Origin of the sequence: Pseudomonas sp. Sample_21 (assembly GCF_004307525.1) — a bacterium.
GTDB classification, from domain to species: Bacteria; Pseudomonadota; Gammaproteobacteria; order Pseudomonadales; family Pseudomonadaceae; genus Aquipseudomonas; species Aquipseudomonas atacamensis.
This window is the reverse complement of record NZ_RCNZ01000079.1, coordinates 128,789-144,200: the sequence shown is the minus strand read 5'-3', so window position 1 is coordinate 144,200 and position 15,412 is coordinate 128,789. Positions and strand designations below refer to the sequence as shown.

Sequence of the window (15,412 nt, the reverse complement as noted above, 5' to 3'; positions counted from 1 at the left end):
GGCTCAGGAGTTGAATCCACCCGCGATCGGCTCCCTCTCCCTCCGGGAGAGGGCTGGGGTGAGGGTGCTTTTGATCCTTCAGCCATCCGTCGAGCGGCTAAGCGCTGCCCATTGCTCAATACTCTCCGCCGTGCGCTGCAATTTGTCACGCACCAGCGCCAGCGCATCACTGCCCAATAGCAGGTGAGCCGGCGGGTTTGGACTGTCGATGATCGTCAGCATGACCCGTGCAGCTTTCTGCGGATCGCCCAACTGATGGCCGCTTTTCTCCTTCCGGGCCTTGCGCACCGGATCGAAGCTTGCGTCGTAATCACTGATACTACGAGGCGTGCGCTGCATCGAGCGGCCTGCCCAGTCGGTGCGAAACGATCCCGGCGCCACAGCGGTGACAAAAATATTGAAGGGCGCAAGCTCCTTGCTCAAGGTGTCAGAAATCCCCTCCAGAGCGAACTTGCTGCCGCAGTAGTACGCGATCCCGGGCATGGTGATATGGCCGCCCATCGAAGTGATATTGAGGATATGCCCCGCGCGGCGCCGGCGGAAATACGGGACGAAAGCCTTGGTCACCGCCACCGCGCCGAACACATTGACGTCGAACTGGCGGCGCATTTCTTCCAGAGAGGACTCTTCGAAAATCCCCTCATGGCCATAACCTGCGTTGTTGGCCAGCACGTCCACCGGGCCGTGACGATCCTCCACAGCCGCAACCACCCCATCGATGGCATCGAAATCGGTAACGTCCAGCACCACCCCATGCGCGCGCTCGGGCGACAGCGCTTCGAAGGCTGCCAGAGCGGATTCACTGCGCACTGTGCCGATAATCCTGTGACCTTGAGCGAGCGCTTCCTTGGCCAGCGCCTGGCCGAAGCCGCTGCTGACACCGGTGATGAAAAGGGTCTTCATGGATTTGTACTCCTGGAGGCAATTGGAGAGGCCATGCTAGGGCGGATAACGCTGGCGGACGATGCCGAATCGGATCGAAGTATTGCCTGTTCCTATCAATAGGGTTTTCCAGGTCTTGCCTCAAAAAAAGGAAAAGTCCTGCGGGTTTCAAACCCGCAGGACTTTTCTTGTCTCGGCAACACGCGCTTAAGCTGCGCGACGACCCGGTGTACGGTCCGATCCATCAGCGGCGAGGGCCTCACCCAGCGGGGTGCGGTCTGAGCCGTCGGCAGCGATGGCCTGGCCTTGTGGGGTCTTGTCATAACCGTCTTCAACCAGGCCGTGTTCCTCGAGGCGGTTGCGGCCGTTTTCAGCCAGAGCCTGGCCTTGGGGCGTACGTTCCGAGCCATCGGCAGCAACAGTCTGCTGTGGTTCGCTGACCTGGGTGAAGAAACGATCTTCCTGATTGCTCGGTACGGCGAATGCGCTGGCGCTGAGGGCGAAGGTGGCGACGGCGATCAGTTGGCTTACAGTTTTCATGGCGGTGACTCCGGTCAAATTTCGATTGAGGTCCGGGTCGTTCAGATCAGTCTCTGGTTAACCCGTTGCAGTGGTGTGTTCTGCATGGGTTCAGATTAGGGGGCAGGGCGGTGTCGGCGTTAGGCGGATACTGTTGGCGATTTGCCTGATTCTGCACGATGGAAAATAGCCATTGACTTAGAGCGCACTCAAACCTTTACGGTGATGACATGAATCCAGAACTGACAATTTCAAAGTTGGCCAAACGCCTTGATCTGAGCGCTCACACGATCCGCTATTACGAGCGCATCGGGCTGTTCGATCCGGTTGGGCGCGGTGGCAATGGCCACCGGGTGTACGCCGAGAAGGATGTGCTGTGGGCCGAGTTTCTGCTCCGGCTGAAGGCGACCGGAATGCCGATCCAGCAAATGCTGCGGTATGCCGAACTGCGCCGTTCAGGCGACTCGACCCTGGCAGAACGCCGCGAGCTTCTGGAGCAGCATCGCCGGGACGTGCAAGCGCAGATCAGCCAGTTGAGCCAGTCCCTGGAGGTTCTGGATAACAAGATTCAGATCTACCACCAACTCGAGCAAAAGGAGCATCACCATGATCCGTAAACTTCCCGGTTTCAATCGTTTGCTGTCCGCCACATTGATCGGCGCCAGCGTGACCAGTGTGGCAGCGCCCGTGGAGATGACTGATCGTCGAGCGCGCGGAGAAGCCGCTCTGACGCAGATTACTGGCGGACCTGGTCAGGCAGTGGTTGATTCATTGAAGGATACTGCTCCAGAGCTTGCGGAATGGATTCTGAGTTTTGCCTACGGCGATGTCTTCGCCCGCCCCGGGCTCGATCACTGCACTCGTGAGCTGGCAACCGTTGCGGCACTGACCGCATTGGGCAATGCCCAGCCACAACTGAAAGTGCATATCGGCGGCGCCCTGAACGTCGGGTGCACACCGGAGGCGGTGGTCGATGTGATCTTGCAAATGACCGTATACGCAGGGTTTCCCAGTGCCTTGAACGGTATAACGGCTGCGCGTGAAGTCTTTGCTGCTCGCGGGATCAGTGTTAAGTCTTAGGTGCGCACGCTGCAGAAACTGCGCGATAAAGCCAGATTCAACCTTCCACCCACCCCGCGTACAACTGCACAAACCGCACCTGCAACCATTCGATAAACACCTGCACCTGCGCCGGCAAATGCGTGCGGCTCGGGTACAGCAGCGATACCGGCCGAGGCGTCGGGCGCAGCGGTTGCAGAATTTCCACCAGAGCACCGCTAGCCAGATGCTCGGCGACCGCGATGCCCGGCGCCTGGATAATGCCGAAGCCCGACACGCCACACTGCACGTAAGCGTTCGACTCGGTGACGGTAATGCCTTTGCGGCTGACGTAGCTTTTCTGTTTGCCCTCAACTGAAAACTGCCAGGGCAAGGTGCGGTTGTTCTGGCCCGAGAGAAAGTTCACACCTTGATGGTTCGCCAGATCTCCAAGCGTTTCCGGCGTGCCGTGGTCGCGCAGGTATTCGGGCGCGGCGCAGGTGACCATGGTCGCCAAGGCGATAGGGCGGGCGATCAGGGTTGAGTCGGGCAGCTCGCCGATGCGCAGCGCACAGTCGATGCCTTCGCCGACCAGATCAACCGCACGATCGGTGACGCCCAGCACCATGTCGATGCCGGGGTAGGTGTCGGTGAATTCGCGCAAGCTTTTGATGAATTCCAGTTGCGCGAACGCAGTGGGGATATCGATGCGCAGGCGGCCGGACAGCGTGGCTCCGGTGCGATCGAACATCGTGGTGGCGGCGGTGATCTCGGCGAGGATTTCCTGTACCCGCTGATAGAAAAGTTCACCCTCGGCGGTGAGTGCGACTTTCCTCGTAGTGCGCTGGAACAGGCGCACGCCCAGCGATGTTTCCAGTTCCTGAATATAGCGAGTGACCTGCGGCCGGCCGATATCCAGCGACTCGGCGGCTTTGGTGAAACTGCCCAGCTCCGCCAGCCGGGCGAACAGGCGCATCGATTGCAGTAATTCCATGACTTTTCCGCTGAGCTTCAGTATCTGGATTTGTTGCCTGAGAATAGAACAATCCTGTCTGTTTCCAAGCATTTATTGCGCTGGTGTAAAAGCCAATCATGGCCCCAAGGCAAACCTGCTGAGGGTTTGCGGCCAATAACGCATTTGGAGACTCACCATGAAAGCATGGTTACTGAAAGATTTCGGGCTCGACAATCTGCAACTCGGGGAGACGGAAACGCCGCAACCCAAGCCCGGCGAGCTGCTGGTCAAGGTCGGCGCGGTGTCGCTGAATTTTCGCGACAAGGCGATCGTTGACGGCATCTATGAGCCGCACATGGTGCCAAAACCGTTGATTCCGGTCAGCGATGCCGTCGGCACGGTGGTTGCGATCGGCGACGGCGTGACACGCTTCAAGGTCGGCGACCGGGTCAATTCGCATCTGTACTCGCGCTGGCTTGACGGCGAGCCGGGGCCGAACGAGCCGGATTACTGCTTCGGTTCGCCGCTGCCCGGTGGCCTCGCCGAGTACATGATCATTCATCAGGACAGCGCCGTCGGCGCGCCGGCCAACATCAGCGATGAAGAGGCGGCGACGCTGCCGATCGCCGCACTTACTGCGTGGTATGCGCTGGTGGATTTCGGCGCTATTCAACCGGGGCAGACCGTGTTGGTACAGGGCACCGGCGGCGTATCGATCTTCGCCGTGCAGATCGCCACCGCGCTGGGCGCCAAAGTCATCGCAACCTCAAGCAGCGATGAAAACCTGCACGCGGTAAAACGTCTGGGTGCGGTCGCCGGTATCAACTACCGCAGCACGCCGAACTGGGCGGACGAGGTGCTGAAACTCACCGAGGGAAAGGGTGTGGACCTGCTCCTTGATGTGGCGGGAGGCAATGGCATCAATCAGTCGGTAGCAGCGACCAAGGCCTCGGGGCGGATAGCGCAGATCGGCTTTCTGACAGGGCAGACTGTCGAGCTGAACCTGATGCCGCTGATCTTCCGCCAGACCACCATTCGCGGCATCGCGGTGGCACCGCGTTCATCGTTCGACCGGATGAACGTGTTCCTCGCCGAGCACGACATTCGGCCGGTGATCGACCATGTGTATCCGTTCGAACAGGCGCGCGAGGCCTATGAGCATCTGGCGAAGGGGGCGTTTGGCAAGGTTGTGATCAAGGTAAGCTGACAACGAAAAAGGCGCCGATCAAGGCGCCTTTTTGCTGGTCTGGTTTTTTACGGTTCGCCGCGCTCAACCATCGCGCGCCATTGCTGCACACTCGGACGTTGCTGCATGCGCGCGTGCCATTCGCGCAGTGCCGTGCAGTCTTCCGGGACTTCCAGCTCAACCAGCGCCGAGAAGATCATCCCGCCCAACACGGCGATGTCCGCCATGGAAAAACTGGTGCCGGCCACGAACGGCTGATCACGCAGCAAGTCGTCGAAATAGCGCATGCCGCGCACAGCCTTGTCCCGCATGCGCATGCCCCATTCGGCGTTCTGGTACAGCTCCACTTCCGGGCCAAGTCCCGGGGTTGCATGGTGGAAATACACGCTGACGGCATCGAGAAATTCAATCTCGGCACGCTTGGTCAGCATGTGGATCCGTCCTTGCTCAACCGGTGTGCGGCCGGTGAGGACAGGGTTGCCATCGAGAACGTCCAGGTATTGCGTGATGGCCGTGCATTCGGCGAGCAGCGTGCCGTCTTCCAGTTCCAGCACTGGCAGCGTTCCGGAGTAGTTCAAGCGCAAGAACTCGGGGTTCTTGTGTTCGCCTTTCCACAGATTTACCGAGACGAATTCGGTGCGGGCCAATAGCGATTTTTCCGCCAGGGCGATGCGCACGCGGGCCGGGTAAGGGCCGTTGTACCAGTCGTAGATTTTCAATGCGGAAATGGAGTGAGCGTCGTTTTGAGTCGAGTTAGCGGTCATTTCAGTTGCCCTGCCTGTCAGTTGGTAGGCAAAGACTGCGACCAGAATTTATTCCTGTCAATCCCCTACCTGCCAATTGGCAGGTAAATCTTTCGCGGGTACACTCCGCCCCATTGACCGATAGTCAGCGAGGACACAGACATGAGCGTGAACGCACGCGAAGCGATTCTGGACGCCGCCAAAACAGCGGCGCAGACCCACGGCTACAACGGCATCAACTTCCGTAGCATCGGTGCAGTGGTGGGTATCAAGAACGCCAGCATCTACTACCACTTTCCCAGCAAGGCCGACCTCGGCGCGGCAGTCGCCGAGCGTTACTGGCAAGACGCGGCCAAGGCGCTGGACGGCATTCGTGAGGCCAATCCCGAGCCGCATCAATCCCTGAAGTTGTACCCGTCGATCTTCCGCACTTCGCTGGAAAACGGTAACCGGCTGTGCCTGGTCAGCTTCATGGCTGCCGAATACCAGGATCTGCCAGACCCGGTGAAGGACCAGGTGAAGAAGTTCGCAGAGGTCAACATCGAGTGGCTGACCCAAGTGTTGATCGCTGCAGGAGCTGCCGACGAAGACAGCTGCAAGGCGCGGGCGCGGGCGATTTACGCGGCAGTGGCTGGTGCGCAGTTGATTGCACGCAGCCGAGGGGATATTGCGTTGTTTGATGAGTTGATCGGCAGCTACGAAAGCGCCGGGCTGATTTCGGCGGATTTCGCTGAGTAGCTTGCCACTCGTGCCGAAATCCACTGCCTGCTGTAAGCCAGCACATGGTCAGCAGTGGCGGTCGGGAAGTGGATGAAGCCATGCGGACATTCCGGCAGAACGTACATCTCCACCGGCGCCGCGTGTTGCCAGCGCTCGGCGATGAGCCGGGTGTCATCCAGCAGCGGATCGAGGTCGCCGGCAAACAGCAACGCTGGCGGCAGCCCGCTGAAATCGCCGTACAGCGGCGACAGCGGTGGCTGGCGTCGTTGTTCGTCGCTGATGTCCGGCGTGAGCAGGCGCAACGCTTCGACCATGCCGGGGCCGTCGAGCACCAGAGTATCGGCGGATGCGGTGCGCACGCTGGGCGTGCCGGTCAGATCGTAGACGCCGTAATAAAGCAGCGCGCCGCAGATCCGTTGCAGCAGTTGCGGCGAAGACTTGAGCGCGAGCAGGGTGGCCGCCGCCAAATGCCCGCCGGCCGATTCACCGACGACAACCACGGGCAGTCCGGCAAATTCGCCATCGTTCAAGATGCCGCGAGTGGCGCGCAGACAGTCGTCCAGCAAGCCCTCGATTGGCGTCGACACGGCCAGCCGATAATCAACCGACACCACCGCCACGTCGCAGGTGTTGACGATGGCGATGTTGAAGTTGTCGTTCATCTGCGCATTGCCGATCACCCAGCCGCCACCATGGAAATCCAGCACCACGCCTCTGGTTTTGCCCTTGGGTCGAATGATGCGTACCGGCACCGTGTCGATGATCTCCCGTTCGGCGCTCAGCCCATGCTGGCGCAGCTTACCGTCGCCGCCGAGCTGACCCGCCCGCAGCAACGCCTGAATCAACCTCGGGGTAAGGCGATTGCGGATCTTGAAACGCGGCAGCCAGGCGAGCTTTTTGTTGAACCCACGCACCTGCGCCAGTTCGCGCTCGCCTTGCGGCCATGGGAAGTCGCTCACAGGCGATTCTTCATCAGGATCGAGGCGTTCAGCGCCGCCGCGACGCATAGCCACGCCAGATACGGGAACAGAATCAATCCGGTGACCACGTCCAGTTGCAGTGCGAGTACCACCATCACGGCGACCACCACCCACAGCACCGCCAGAATCACCAGCGCCGCCAGCACCTGATGCGCGCCGAAGAACACCGGCGTCCACAGCGTGTTCAGGGCGATCTGTGCGGCCCACAAAGCCAGCACCGTTTGGCTGCCGGGGATCAGGCTCAGGCGATAACCGGCCCAGGCCAGCAGCAGGTAGATGATCGTCCACGCTACGGGAAAGGCCCAGTTCGGCGGGGTGAAAGAGGGTTTGGTCAGCGATTCGTACCACGGGCCGGGTTTGAACATCACGCCAGTGGTTGCCGCCGCCGCGCAGGCCAAGAGGAAGATGAAAAAGGTCATTGCCAGTCCTTAGCTGTGATCAGCTGTTATGGAGAGTTAAGAAGAGGACGCTTCGCTGCGCAAAAAGTTTGTTTGCAAACGCAAAATGGCAGTCAGGTTGAACTAAAAGCTGACCGTCGCGTCAGGATAAACACTGCCTTTTCCCACCGACGCGGACGACATCATGTACACCTATCACATCGAATACCGTTTCAACGGCGAGCCTCGTACTTATCTGCTCGAACTCAAGGAAGCGCAACTGGCCGAGCACGACGCGGCGATGCATCTGCTGGAACTGCATCTGGGCGATGCGGAAAACAGCCTGGTCATGCCCACGGCGGATTCGACGCCAGAGCAGATTCTCGAGCAGGCCGAGCGGGTAGGGATTACACATATCCGGGTGGTCAGCCGGACCAATTGACCTTCGGATGCGGCGCAGGCGTCAGCAAAATGTGCTCTGGATTCAGGCCATGCGCCGCAATACCAGCACCATCCCCGCGCCCACGAGGCCCATGCAGGCGATCAGCACGGGAAAGGACATCCACCACGGAACGCCGGACGTCATCATGCTGAACTCCGACATGCCACCGATGCCGGCGATCAGGTTCAAGGGAAGGAATACGACGTTGATCAGCGTCAGCTTGCGCAGGGCCCGGTTCATGCTGTTGTTGGCAAGATTGCCGTGGGATTCGATGAGGTTGGCGAACACCTTGGCGTGAATTCTGGCCTGCTGGAAGCTTTGTTCGTTTTCCACGATCAGATCGTTCAGCGCAGCCAGCTGACCGTCGCTGAAGCCCTGACGCTGACCGTGGTTGCGCAGCAGCGTCAGCACCGCACCGTTACTTTGAATCGCATTGACGTAGTACACGAGGCTTTCGCTCAGGTTGTACATCTGCGCCAATTGTTGATTGTCCATCGCCCGGGTGAATTGCTGTTGGATCTCCCGGGCGATCTGTTTGACCACGCGCAAATGCCCGAGATAGTGGTGAACGCTTTCGGCGAGTAACGCCATCAGCACGTCCAGCGGCCCGGTCATTTGCGCATCGTGCTCCAGCCCCGAAAGCAGCGAGTTGCTCGCGCAGATGACCACCAAGCGTTTTTCGCTCAGCACCACTCCGAAGGACGAAACGTTGAATGCGCGCCCGTCGAAGCTTTCCGGGCGCTTCCAGATCATAAACAGGTGATCAGGCTTGACCTCGATGCGGGCCACTTCGTCAGGGTCCAGCGACGACTCTATCGCTTGTGGGCCAATGCCCAGGCGTCTGTGCAAATCCAGTTGCTCAGCTGCGTCGGGGGCGACACACAGCCAGACAGTCGCCTGGTCCTCCGGTGTCCTGTGCAGGGCGCCGCAATCAATGCAATAGCCTTCAATCATTGCTCACCACGCTTGGCCACGGTGTTTGAGCTCGAGCCTTTGCGTGAACGCTTGCAGCACGCGCCGATAAAGTTCGTCGCCCAGCACCGCATCTTCGATACCCGCATCGAGGTTGGGGTTGTCGTTCACTTCGATGACCAGGACCCGATCGCCCGCCTGCTTGAGGTCGACGCCGTAGAGGCCGTCGCCGATCAGTCGAGCCGTCTGTACGGCGAGCTGCACGACTGCCGGCGGAGCTTGCTCGACGGGCACCGCCTCGCACATCCCGTTGATCTCGCCGGGCAGCGCCTTGTGGTTGTAAATCTGCCAATGCCCCTTGGACATGAAGTATCGGCAGGCATACAGCGCTTCGCCATTGAGCACGCCGACGCGCCAATCGTATTCGGTGTAGCAGTACTCCTGCGCGAGCAGCAGCACCGAGTGTTCGAATAACTCCTGTGCGGCAGTGGCCAGCGCTTGTGCATCGGTGACCTTGATGACACCCCGTGAAAAACAGCCATCGGGGATTTTCAGCACCAAGGGAAAACCGAGGCGACGCCCTGCGTTTTCGAGCTCCTGCGGACGATCCTTGTAGAGTATTTCCGTTGCCGGCATGCCCAGCCCGCGACGCTTCAGCAAATCGGCCAGATAAACCTTGTTGGTGCAGCGCAGGATCGACGACGGATCGTCAATCACCACAAGGCCTTCGCTTTCAGCCTTTTTCGCGAACCGATAGGTGTGATCATCCACTCGCGTGGTTTCGCGGATGAACAGCGCGTCGAATTCGGCGAGACGTGCGTCCTTTTTCTCGATCAGTTCGACATCGATACCCAGCTGTGCGCCTGCCGCGATGAAGCGCTGCAATGCCTCGGGGTTAGACGGCGGCAGGGCTTCGTCAGGATCGTGCAGGATGGCCAGGTCGTAGCGGGCCACTCGTTTGGAAGCGGGCTGACGCCATGTCCTGCGATTGAATGCGTCCAGTGCGTCAGCGAAAACATGCTGCTGTTCGTCGCGAAGCTTGTGCAGCGCTCCGGCTTTGATGCCTGCGATCTGCCAGCTCTCACCACGGCGGAATTCCACCAGCAGGATAGGGCAGGGGAACGCCTCGAACAGTTGACGGCCGATCTCTTGCAGCGGCTCGATCGAGGCCTTGCCGAAGTACAGCGACAGCGTGAAGGCTTCCGTTTCGCCGTATGGATGGTTGGCCAGCGCCCGCTCCAGGGTGCGTTGCAGATCATTCAGCCCGACCCCGTAAAGCGCTTTGCGCGCCAGCTCGCTGACGGTGCGCACCGAGGGAAAAACCTTGTGTCCGCGCGCTTCGGCGAGCAATGAGCAGTAATAGCCCTGACCGAGGTATTTGTAATTGCGGCAGAGGTTGATGACCTGGGTGCGATGAGGAAAATCATCGCTGTGTTCAAGGTAATCCTGAGCGAGCATCAGGCTCTCGCTGGGCAGGTAATCGGCCCAGTCATCCTTGCGTTCGACCAGTATGAGCAATCGACTTCCCGAGGGCTTGATACTGGGAGGTTCCTCGCTGAGGGAGATTGTCGAATGCTCGGTTTTGTCTAATACTTCGTTCACGTTGGCTTGCACCGCTGACATGAGTAATGAATCCCTGTTGAAGAAGACGCCGCTTCAATAAATCACGGGCCTTTCGGTCTGTCCCGGTTCGTTACTCAAACTTTACGGTGCGGTCATGTCTTTTGATTTTCGCTTTGCATCCACTGACGATATCGACGATCTGGTCGAATTGGAGCGGGTGTGTTTTACCCTCGACCGGTTGAATCAGCGCAACTTCAGCTGGATGCTCAGTCGAGCGAATGCCGCGTTGATTGTTGTCACCTCGGGCGCAACTCTTTGCGGTTACGCGCTGGTGCTTTTTCACCGAGGCACCTCTCTTGGACGCCTGTATTCGATTGCCGTCAGCCCTGCGTGGCGCGGACATGAGCTTGGCCAGCGTCTTCTGGAACAGGCCCAGGCCTGCGCATTGGCGCGCAACTGCGCATGGCTGCGGTTGGAGGTGCGCGCTGACAACAGCGCTGCCATTCGCCTCTACGAAGCCAACGGCTATCAGCGCTTTGCCAGTGTCGAGGACTACTACGAGGACCACTGCGAGGCGTTGCGCTACGAGAAACGCATCCTGCGCGAAACACCAGCGCCCGCGCGCCAAGTGCCTTACTACCAGCAAACCACCGAGTTCACCTGCGGCGCCGCGTGCTTGCTGATGGCCATGTCTGCCATCGATTCGAGCCGCGCCATGACCCGAGCGGAGGAAATCCAGCTATGGCGCGAGGCGACCACCATTTTCATGACGGCGGGGCACGGTGGCTGTAGTCCTCAGGGTCTGGCATTGGCGGCCTGGCGGCGCGGTTTCGATGTGCGCCTTGAGGTCAGTCACGCGGGCTCGCTTTTTCTTCACGGCGTACGCAGCACGGAGAAGAAGTCGATCATGAAACTGGTCGAGGACGGCTTTGCCCAAGACCTGGCGGCCACGCAAGTCGAGCAGGTGCTGGGTGAGTATCTGCAGATCGGCGCTGCGTTGGCGGCCGGATACAAACCGCTGGTGCTGATCAGCAGCTACCGATTCACCCGCTTGAAAGCGCCGCATTGGGTCATCATCACGGGGTGTGACGAGGACTTCGTCTACTTGCACGATCCTGATGTCGACCACAGCAAACTCAAGCGCGGGCTGGACTGCCAGCACTTGCCAGTCAGTCACCAGGAATTTCTGCGCATGACGGTGTTTGGCGTCCAGCGGGTTCGCGCTGCCGTGATGCTGCGCTCCCGTTGAGGAACGGTGGCTAGGCGCCGAGCACTTCCTCGCCGATACAGTAGCGATCCCTGCCTTTCTGCTTCGCGGCATAAAGCAGTTTGTCAGCCGACTCGATAAGGGTGGCGGGGCTCACTTCTTGTTCGGCCGGTTTGTCAACCGCAATACCTGCGCTGGCGGTGACGTGACCCAGCGGATGGGCTTTGTGCTCCATCCGCAAGGATCGAATGGCCTCAAGAATTTCCTGCGCCACAAGCGCCGCCCCGCGAATATCGGTGTTGGGCAGCAGCACGGAAAACTCCTCGCCGCCATAGCGCACGGCCAGATCACCCGGCCGTTTTACTGCTTGCGCAATCGCCTGTCCGACAGCGCTCAGGCAATCGTCACCCGCCGCGTGCCCGTAGCTGTCGTTGTAGAGCTTGAAGTGATCGACATCGATCATGATCAGTGAGATCGACGAACCCTGGCGTCTGGCCAGGCGAATTTCGTCAACCAAGGCAGTGTCCAGTCGCCGACGGTTGGCCAACCCGGTCAGGCTGTCGGTCAACGCCATGTCCTTCATGGCCTGATGTGCCCGGCGCAGATCCTTTTCCATCACCATCCGTTGACGCAGTTGCCTCAAGACAATCAGTCCGAAGACCGTGAACGCGGTAATCACCGACATCAGCACGAAACCGGTTTTGATCAGGTCCCAGCGCCACGGCGCAATGATCGATTCGCGGGAAAGGCCGGTTTCGACCACCAGCGGATAGGTGCTCAAAGCTCTGTAACCGTAAAGACGCTGGGTGCCGTCGACGACCGCTCGGACCTCGGCGATCCCTTGACTGGAAAAGGGCAGGTAGTTTTTGAACACCTCACTGTCGGCGAGGCTCTGACCGATGACCGAAGCGATGAAAGGACGACGCACGAGGATGGTGCCGTTGCGCAACGCCAGCACCAGGGCACCCTTGTCGTCGATCTTGAAATCGCCGTAATAGTCGACGAAATAACTGACCTTGATGGTGCCAAGCAGCACGCCGGCGAAGGAGCCGTCCGGGTTATTCAAGCGGCGGGAAATCGGGATGATCAGGTCGTCTGTGGATTTGCTCTTGACGACATCACCGATACGCACGTTTCGATCAGTGTTGGCGCGGTGATATTGGAAGTAGTCGCGGTCGGCGTTGTTCGCCGGGTCCGGGATCATTTCCTTGTCGGTGACGATCCATTTGCCGTCCGGGCCGTAGATAAACAGTCCATGCAACTGCGGCATCAATTTGGCCTGCTGCACCAGCAAGTTGTGGATGCGCGGTACGTCTATGTTTTGCAGGCCATCACCTTCGACGCGCTCGCCCAGGGCGGCGGTCAGCACATCGACCTGGCGGATGGCGTCTTCAGCGTGTTGCGCGGTTGCCCGCGCGAGGTTGGTGACTGAATCGCGCGCCGACGAGAAGGCTGCATGATAGTCACGCCAGGTTCGCCATCCCTCCACGCCGAGAAACGCCAGAATGACCGTCAGCATGAAGATGACTGTCAGGCGGAAAGCGGCGATCTCGCTGGCAGCTTTGATGGGAGCGGTTTGTGCGGCGTCATGCCCCTTGGTTTTGGGCATCTTACGACCGAGCATTTGAGGGTCCTTATGCTTGTCATCTCTCATCTCTTGAAAGATGACCATCCTTTTCCACCTGGAATTCAATTTACTGCCTTGGCTGGGCGGTTGCGATTGGATCGTTCAAAGCCGTGCCGGGTCAACATCTGTAATTGAAGCGCGCCTTGAGGTGAGACTTGTGAGCGAAATCATCACCGCCGGTGACTTGAACATCGACCTGCGCAATGCCAACGAAACCGGCCTGTTCCAATGGCTGCTGGCCAGTTTTCTGATGGGCAAAAGGATTCAGGGCACCATCGCCGCCAAGGCGTATCAGGTCATAGTAGAGCAGCATCACAACGACACCCCGCAAAAGCTCGCGCAGTGCACACACCGTCAACTGGTGTCGATGCTGGGGCAGGCGCGTTACGCGCGCTACGATGAAAGCACGGCGTCGCGACTGCTCGCGTTGGCCAACAAGCTCAACAGCGAGTACGCCGGTAAGGTGAGTAACATCGTGGCGGCGAGCGCGGATCGTAAGGCGCTGGAGAAGCGCCTGTCCGAGTTTGAAGGAATAGGGCCAAAGACCGTCGAGATCTTCATGAGGGAAGCGGCGCCGGTGCTGTTTTGAATGGCCGATAGCGAACCAAAGCTCACATCGCAAAGAAGGTTCCCGCCAGTTCGCTCATCAGGATCAGCGTTCCGCCGGCGAATATCGCACAGCCCAGCATAAACTGGAGTCCCGGGGCGACACCCAGGCTTGAGGGGAAACTCAGGTTTTTATAAGTTCTCATGTCGTGCTCCTGTTACCGATGAAAACTTTCCGCCCCGTCGATGGAACGGTTGCGCTGCGCCAATACGCGCTTGGCGACCACCGGCATCGTGGGCAAGGCGTCGTCGACGGCTGGATGTTCGCCTGCTGGCGGAACGGCAGTCTCTTCAGCGAAATTATTCGGCAGCAGTGTGCCCAGGCCAAATACATTCACCGCCATGCTGACTTTCAATCCCCGACAGGCCTGTTTGCAGTCCAGCTCAAAACCGGCGTATGCGTGCTCCATCAAACGTTGAAAATGTTCAGAGGTCAGTGCCGAGACTTTGCTGTTTTTCATGTTGATCACCTTGAGCAAGTGGCGACCCCGATCCGGGGCCGCCGGACGGGGTTCAGACATCTTTGCCTTGCACGTAACCGGAGCCCAGATCAGCACCGGTCACCGGCTCGCTGAGTGGGTCAGAGGCTGTACGGGTCTTCATCGCTTCCAGCACCTGTTCGTCTTCTGCCGGAAGGCTGACGGTCGCCAGACCGTCACCGCCGTCAACTGCCGGCTCTGGAGTTTCCACGTACTCCCACGCACCGCCCTCGTTCCACGGACCACGAACGTTGGGCTCGCCAGACATGTTGAAGTACTTGTTGGTGAACTCCGGCATGCCCGGCAGTTTGCCCTGCGGGAAGTTGGGCTGGATCGAATGCAGGGCTTTTTCGAAGGACTGTTGATGGGCGATTTCCCGCGTCATCAAAAAGCCCAGCGCCTCTTTGACGCCCGGATCATCGGTGATGTTGATCAAGCGTTCGTAGAGAATTTTTGCCCGCGCTTCGGCTGCGATGTTGGAGCGGAAGTCGGCGGTCGGCTCGGTGATCGAGTCAACATACGCCGCCGTCCACGGTACGCCAGCCGAATTGACCAGAGGCGCGCCTGCGCCATAGAGCAGGCTGGTGATGTGCGAGTCATTACCGGCGCCATTCAGCGCGCGGTACAGCTCGCCTTCCTCCTGAACGCCTTCGGCGAGTTGACCTTTGGCGCCTTTGTTGAGCATGACAATGATCGAGCCGACCACCTCCAGGTGACTCAATTCCTCGGTGGCAATGTCCAGCAGAAGGTCTTTGCGCCCCGGATCTTCTTCAGCCAAGGCTTGGGTGAAATAGCGCGCTGCCGCGGCCAATTCGCCATTGGCGCCCCCGAATTGTTCCAACAGCAGATTGGCCAGACCCGGGTTGGGCTCGGCCACTCGAACGGTGTACTGAAGTCGCTTGTTATGTATGAACATTCAAATTTTCCTCAGACCAGGCTATCGCGCCTCGACCCTTGTGGGCGTTGGCGCATGCATAGTTTGTGAGGAGGGCGCGCAGCAGAAATTTCGTTTTTTGCCGAGTGGCAGGACGGGCGGCAGAGCGCGGAAAGTTCCGCAAACAGGACGGTTGGCTTAGCCACGTTCCTCGACCAATGTGGGAGCGAGCCTGCTCGCGAATGCGGTACGTCAGTCACCGATTTGGCGGCTGATCCAGCGCTTTCGCGAGCAGGCTCGCT

At 59.4% G+C, this 15,412-nt stretch carries 19 protein-coding genes; 7 read left to right on the top strand and 12 right to left on the bottom strand.

The window, feature by feature from the left end; genetic code table 11:
- Window positions 1-78: 78 nt before the first annotated feature.
- Together D8U71_RS14500 and D8U71_RS14495 are read right to left on the bottom strand one after the other, a co-directional pair.
- Entirely contained in the window at window positions 79-903 is an 825-nt protein-coding gene (locus D8U71_RS14500; RefSeq protein ID WP_130888040.1) for an oxidoreductase, read from the bottom strand.
- Window positions 904-1,089: 186 nt separating this feature from the next.
- The gene (locus D8U71_RS14495; RefSeq protein WP_016774344.1) at window positions 1,090-1,422 is read right to left on the bottom strand and encodes a hypothetical protein; all 333 of its coding nucleotides are present in this window, start codon (window positions 1,420-1,422) and stop codon (window positions 1,090-1,092) included.
- Window positions 1,423-1,631: 209 nt separating this feature from the next.
- On the opposite strand from D8U71_RS14495, the gene D8U71_RS14490 reads away from it, so the two are divergent.
- Window positions 1,632-2,018 carry a MerR family transcriptional regulator gene (locus D8U71_RS14490; protein ID WP_016774345.1) on the top strand — a complete coding sequence of 129 codons (387 nt, stop codon included), beginning with the start codon at window positions 1,632-1,634 and terminating at the stop codon, window positions 2,016-2,018.
- A 76-nt stretch (window positions 2,019-2,094) separates the two neighbouring features.
- Window positions 2,095-2,481 carry a carboxymuconolactone decarboxylase family protein gene (locus tag D8U71_RS14485; RefSeq protein WP_123442795.1) on the top strand — a complete coding sequence of 129 codons (387 nt, stop codon included), beginning with the start codon at window positions 2,095-2,097 and terminating at the stop codon, window positions 2,479-2,481.
- Between the two features lie 37 nt (window positions 2,482-2,518).
- On the opposite strand, the gene D8U71_RS14480 is transcribed toward D8U71_RS14485, so the two are convergent.
- Window positions 2,519-3,433, bottom strand: a complete 915-nt coding sequence (locus D8U71_RS14480) for a LysR family transcriptional regulator (protein WP_130888039.1) — start codon at window positions 3,431-3,433, stop codon at window positions 2,519-2,521.
- A 157-nt stretch (window positions 3,434-3,590) separates the two neighbouring features.
- Between D8U71_RS14480 and D8U71_RS14475 the strand changes: the two genes are divergently transcribed.
- Window positions 3,591-4,601 (top strand): NAD(P)-dependent alcohol dehydrogenase, encoded by a 1,011-nt coding sequence (locus D8U71_RS14475; protein ID WP_130888038.1) that lies wholly within the window; start codon window positions 3,591-3,593, stop codon window positions 4,599-4,601.
- 47 nt (window positions 4,602-4,648) lie between these two features.
- Here D8U71_RS14475 and D8U71_RS14470 read toward each other — a convergent pair whose 3' ends face one another.
- Window positions 4,649-5,344 carry a glutathione S-transferase gene (locus D8U71_RS14470; protein ID WP_130888037.1) on the bottom strand — a complete coding sequence of 232 codons (696 nt, stop codon included), beginning with the start codon at window positions 5,342-5,344 and terminating at the stop codon, window positions 4,649-4,651.
- Window positions 5,345-5,485: 141 nt separating this feature from the next.
- Between D8U71_RS14470 and D8U71_RS14465 the strand changes: the two genes are divergently transcribed.
- Window positions 5,486-6,061, top strand: coding sequence for a TetR/AcrR family transcriptional regulator (locus D8U71_RS14465; protein ID WP_130888036.1), 576 nt, complete (start codon window positions 5,486-5,488; stop codon window positions 6,059-6,061).
- On the opposite strand, the gene D8U71_RS14460 is transcribed toward D8U71_RS14465, so the two are convergent.
- Together D8U71_RS14460 and D8U71_RS14455 are read right to left on the bottom strand one after the other, a co-directional pair.
- Window positions 6,019-7,002, bottom strand: coding sequence for an alpha/beta hydrolase fold domain-containing protein (locus D8U71_RS14460; RefSeq protein WP_241664228.1), 984 nt, complete (start codon window positions 7,000-7,002; stop codon window positions 6,019-6,021). The genes D8U71_RS14465 and D8U71_RS14460 overlap by 43 nt on opposite strands.
- Window positions 6,999-7,442 (bottom strand): TspO/MBR family protein, encoded by a 444-nt coding sequence (locus D8U71_RS14455; protein WP_016774353.1) that lies wholly within the window; start codon window positions 7,440-7,442, stop codon window positions 6,999-7,001. The genes D8U71_RS14460 and D8U71_RS14455 overlap by 4 nt, the downstream gene beginning before the upstream one ends.
- 163 nt (window positions 7,443-7,605) lie before the next feature.
- Between D8U71_RS14455 and D8U71_RS14450 the strand changes: the two genes are divergently transcribed.
- On the top strand, window positions 7,606-7,842 hold the full coding sequence (locus D8U71_RS14450) for a hypothetical protein (RefSeq protein ID WP_016774354.1): 237 nt from the start codon (window positions 7,606-7,608) through the stop codon (window positions 7,840-7,842).
- Between the two features lie 42 nt (window positions 7,843-7,884).
- Here D8U71_RS14450 and D8U71_RS14445 read toward each other — a convergent pair whose 3' ends face one another.
- Window positions 7,885-8,796 carry a magnesium transporter CorA family protein gene (locus D8U71_RS14445; protein ID WP_130888035.1) on the bottom strand — a complete coding sequence of 304 codons (912 nt, stop codon included), beginning with the start codon at window positions 8,794-8,796 and terminating at the stop codon, window positions 7,885-7,887.
- 3 nt (window positions 8,797-8,799) lie between these two features.
- Window positions 8,800-10,377: a RimK family protein gene (locus tag D8U71_RS14440; RefSeq protein WP_130888034.1), complete on the bottom strand. Its 1,578-nt coding sequence runs from the start codon at window positions 10,375-10,377 to the stop codon at window positions 8,800-8,802.
- A 94-nt stretch (window positions 10,378-10,471) separates the two neighbouring features.
- Between D8U71_RS14440 and D8U71_RS14435 the strand changes: the two genes are divergently transcribed.
- Entirely contained in the window at window positions 10,472-11,566 is a 1,095-nt protein-coding gene (locus tag D8U71_RS14435; protein WP_130888033.1) for a GNAT family N-acetyltransferase/peptidase C39 family protein, read from the top strand.
- A gap of 10 nt (window positions 11,567-11,576) precedes the next feature.
- Here the strand turns inward: D8U71_RS14435 and D8U71_RS14430 are convergent, their stop codons facing one another.
- On the bottom strand, window positions 11,577-13,148 hold the full coding sequence (locus tag D8U71_RS14430) for a sensor domain-containing diguanylate cyclase (RefSeq protein WP_130888032.1): 1,572 nt from the start codon (window positions 13,146-13,148) through the stop codon (window positions 11,577-11,579).
- 160 nt (window positions 13,149-13,308) lie between these two features.
- On the opposite strand from D8U71_RS14430, the gene D8U71_RS14425 reads away from it, so the two are divergent.
- A complete protein-coding gene (locus D8U71_RS14425) occupies window positions 13,309-13,740 on the top strand; it encodes a DNA methylase (RefSeq protein ID WP_130888031.1) in 432 nt (143 codons plus the stop codon).
- Window positions 13,741-13,762: 22 nt separating this feature from the next.
- Here the strand turns inward: D8U71_RS14425 and D8U71_RS28385 are convergent, their stop codons facing one another.
- Genes D8U71_RS28385 through D8U71_RS14415 form a run of 3 tightly spaced genes read right to left on the bottom strand, consistent with a single transcriptional unit; the run spans window position 13,763 to window position 15,152 of the window.
- Window positions 13,763-13,903 (bottom strand): hypothetical protein, encoded by a 141-nt coding sequence (locus D8U71_RS28385; protein ID WP_160768933.1) that lies wholly within the window; start codon window positions 13,901-13,903, stop codon window positions 13,763-13,765.
- 12 nt (window positions 13,904-13,915) lie between these two features.
- On the bottom strand, window positions 13,916-14,278 hold the full coding sequence (locus D8U71_RS14420; protein ID WP_130888030.1) for a hypothetical protein: 363 nt from the start codon (window positions 14,276-14,278) through the stop codon (window positions 13,916-13,918).
- Window positions 14,271-15,152, bottom strand: coding sequence for a manganese catalase family protein (locus D8U71_RS14415; RefSeq protein WP_130888029.1), 882 nt, complete (start codon window positions 15,150-15,152; stop codon window positions 14,271-14,273). Before D8U71_RS14415 ends, D8U71_RS14420 begins: the two co-directional genes overlap by 8 nt.
- Between the last annotated feature and the right edge of the window lie 260 nt (window positions 15,153-15,412).